The 3,021-nt window shown below is 64.1% G+C and carries 3 protein-coding genes; 1 reads left to right on the forward strand and 2 read right to left on the reverse strand.

Annotated elements, in window-relative coordinates:
- Positions 1-95 precede the first annotated feature (95 nt).
- Entirely contained in the window at positions 96-986 is an 891-nt protein-coding gene (locus ACG2LG_RS23620; RefSeq protein WP_396263301.1) for an SMP-30/gluconolactonase/LRE family protein, read from the forward strand.
- 319 nt (positions 987-1,305) lie between these two features.
- Here the strand turns inward: ACG2LG_RS23620 and ACG2LG_RS23625 are convergent, their stop codons facing one another.
- Together ACG2LG_RS23625 and ACG2LG_RS23630 are read right to left on the reverse strand one after the other, a co-directional pair.
- Positions 1,306-2,715 (reverse strand): sulfatase, encoded by a 1,410-nt coding sequence (locus tag ACG2LG_RS23625; RefSeq protein WP_396263302.1) that lies wholly within the window; start codon positions 2,713-2,715, stop codon positions 1,306-1,308.
- A gap of 29 nt (positions 2,716-2,744) precedes the next feature.
- Positions 2,745-2,876, reverse strand: a complete 132-nt coding sequence (locus ACG2LG_RS23630) for a hypothetical protein (RefSeq protein ID WP_396263304.1) — start codon at positions 2,874-2,876, stop codon at positions 2,745-2,747.
- Positions 2,877-3,021: the final 145 nt, after the last annotated feature.

Genomic DNA, 3,021 nt, shown 5'->3' on the forward strand with positions numbered 1-3,021 from the left:
ATTCGGGACACCGGGCCTGGAAGGCCCGGCCACGCCCACCCGATGATGCCGCTTCCTCGACAGAACCGCCCTGTTCCGCAAGTTTCATCGGCACGATGACTCCGAAATCCCCGGCCTTCCTCCTGCTCCTCGGCCTCTGCACCTTCGCAACTCACGCCAGCGCCGCCGAATCGGGCTCGCTCTTCGTCGGCGATCCGGTGGTCATCAGCGAGGGGCACGGGTTTGCCGAGGGCATGGCCTTCGATGCCGAGGGAAACTTCTACTTCACCGACGTCCCGGCGGGGACGCTGTTCCGGGTCGACGCCGTGACCGGCGAAAAGACACTCCTTGATGGTGAGAGCGGCAAGACCAACGGCATCGCCATCGGGCCCGATGGCATGCTCTACGGCTGCGCGGGCGGCGACCAGCGCATCCATCGGTGGGATTTGAAAACCGGCAAAAGGTCGGTGGTGGCCGAGGGTCCGCACTCCAACGACATCGCCATCACCGATGCCGGGATCATCTTTTTCACCGATCCCGAGACCCACTCCGTCTGGCGGGTCTCGCCCGCCCCGGAACGCCAGCTCACGAAGGCCGCGGCCCTCGAATGGAAGCCCAACGGGATCGCGCTCAATCCTGCCGGGGACGCACTCTTTGTCGCCGAATTCCTTGCGGATACCGTGCATCGACTTCCACTGGCCGACGACGGATCGCTTGGCGCACCCCGACCGGCCTACCGGCTCGCCACGGGACAAGACGGTCGCGGCCTGCTCGACGGCATGGTGGTTCTGCCCTCCGGCCATCTGCTCATCGGCACCGCCCTGGGCATCCAGCTCGTCCCGCCTCTCTCCGCAAAAGCGGCGAACTTCAGGCCCGTCGTTGTTCCTCCCTTCGGGGACCGGCCCCGCTGCAACTACGTCCGCCTGAGCCCGGATGGCAAAACGCTCTACGCCGCGTTCCGCGACGACATCCTCAAGCTCGCCGTCCGCAAGGGCGCGATCGAGTAGCACTCACTCCGCCTTTGAGTCCGGCACCTTTTCCGGCAGTTCGAGGGGAATGCCGTGCTCGCGCAGGCGCCTCTGCAACTTCGCCCGATGCGGCCCTCGTTGATGAAGTGGTCCTCGTCAACGGCGTAGCGCGCGCCGGGGATGCTCGGTCCAGTTGCTTGTGCGCCGCGATCGATTTGGGAACGGCGTCCAAGAGATCATCGACCCATGCGACGAAGCGGAACGACTCTTGGTGGACTTTGAGTTTGTCGTGGTCGAAGCGGGGCATGGGGGGAGAGAAAGATGATTAAGATTAGGATCAAGAATAAGAAAGGAGACCCTACTTCTTTCGCGCCCGCAATCTCTCGGACCTGGCTTTGAACTCCGGGGCGGCCTTCTTCGGAAGCCATTGGGAGAGCCTCTTCAGGGTTTCCTGATGAGCGGGATCTTCGGCAAGATTGCGAAACTCATCCGGGTCGGCCCGGTGGTCATAGAGCTCCTTGGCCCCGTCGTCGTAAGAAATGAGCCTCCAATCGCGGGTGCGGATGGAGTGATTGCCATGGTAGGAGGAGGTGATCGCAGGCCGTTCCCGGGGCGTGGCCGGATCCTTCAGCTGGGGCACAAGCGAAAGGCCCTCGAGATGGTCATTCGCCGGCAACCCGCAGAGCTCGACCAGCGTCGGATAGATGTCGATCAGGCTCGCGGGTTCCGGACAGGGCTTGCCCGACTCGACCCCCGGCCCGGCGAAGATCAGCGGCACGCGCGTGGATTCCTCCCACAATGTGCGCTTGGCCCAGTGCTGCTTTTCCCCGAGATGAAATCCGTGGTCGCTCCACAGGACGATCACGGTGTTGTCCGCATGAGGGCTTTCCTTCAGGGCATCGAGCACCATCCCCACGCAATGGTCGACGAAGCTGATCGAGGCCAGGTAGGCGTGGGTCAGACTGCGTTGCTTGCCGTTCTCGACGACCTCCCTGTGGGTCGGAGCCAGAGCGTAGTCATTGATGCCGAGGAAGTTCGGCGGGACATCGTCGAGGTCGGAAAGCGGGTTGTTGGGAAGCGTGATCTTTTCCGCATCATAGAGCTCGAACCACTTGGGCGGGACGAAGAGCGGCACGTGGGGGCGGAAGAAGCCGACCGACATGAAGAAGGGCTGGTCGAAGTCCTCCTTGAGCGCCTTCGCCGCATTCTCCGCCAGCTGGATGTCAGCCATCTCGGCGTCGTCTTCCGGATACGCTCCCCAGTCCCACGCCGCGCTCCAGTCGTCAGGGCGGCTCATGGGTTTCACGGGCCGCGGGCTGCCCTTGCGGCCGAGCGAGCGGTCGATGTCCCCCGCGAGGCGTCCGCCGAAATCATGATGCAGCACCTTGCCGCCCGACAGGGTCAGGTAGCCGTGGTCCTTGAAGTGGCGCTGGATCGTCGGCGCGTCCTTCAGCGCGGGCAGGGCCTCGTATTTCGGCCCTATCTCGTAGCTCCCGTGGGTCGTCGCCGCCATCCCCGACATCACGCTGGCCCGCGACGAGGAGCAGACCGGCACCGCGCAGTGGGCGTTGGTGAAATTCCGGCCCTGCTCCGCCAGTGCATCCATACGGGGCGTCCGCGCATCCGAGTGGCCTCCGAGGAACCCGGTCCAATCATTCAGATCGTCGATGCAGATCATCAGGACGTTCGGCGGGGCCTTCCCCTCGGCCGGGACAGCGGGCGACAGGGAAGCGAAGAGACCGAGTGAGGCAAGCAGCTTGGAGGGCATGAGCAGATCGCGGTGTTGGACGTGGGAGCCTACGGCTGGACGATCGTGATTCCTTCCGCCCCGGCCGCACGAATCAGCGCTTGGTCGGTCGTGGCGAGGGGAGCCTTGGCATCCTTCGCGATCCGGAGGTGCTCCGCCTGGCAGGCACCCACCGTCTTCATCCAACCCGTCGATCGGCCGATCGACCCGTCGTGAATTGAAGGGACGGAACCAGGGCGTTTGTGTCGCAGGAGTTGCGGGGCCTCTGTTGCAAGGGATGTTTCCTTTTTGCTAGACATTGCCCTCAAAACCGGCAGGTTATCCGGG

It is taken from the genome of Haloferula sp. A504, assembly GCF_044385805.1.
Lineage (GTDB): Bacteria > Verrucomicrobiota > Verrucomicrobiia > Verrucomicrobiales > Akkermansiaceae > Haloferula.

What these genes read in the sequence shown, in the direction of transcription:
- ACG2LG_RS23620 (WP_396263301.1), top strand. Translation starts at nt 96, where the DNA reads ATGACTCCGAAATCCCCGGCCTTCCTCCTGCTCCTCGGCCTCTGCACC.
- ACG2LG_RS23625 (WP_396263302.1), bottom strand. Translation starts at nt 2,715, where the DNA reads ATGCCCTCCAAGCTGCTTGCCTCACTCGGTCTCTTCGCTTCCCTGTCG.
- ACG2LG_RS23630 (WP_396263304.1), bottom strand. Translation starts at nt 2,876, where the DNA reads ATGAAGACGGTGGGTGCCTGCCAGGCGGAGCACCTCCGGATCGCGAAG.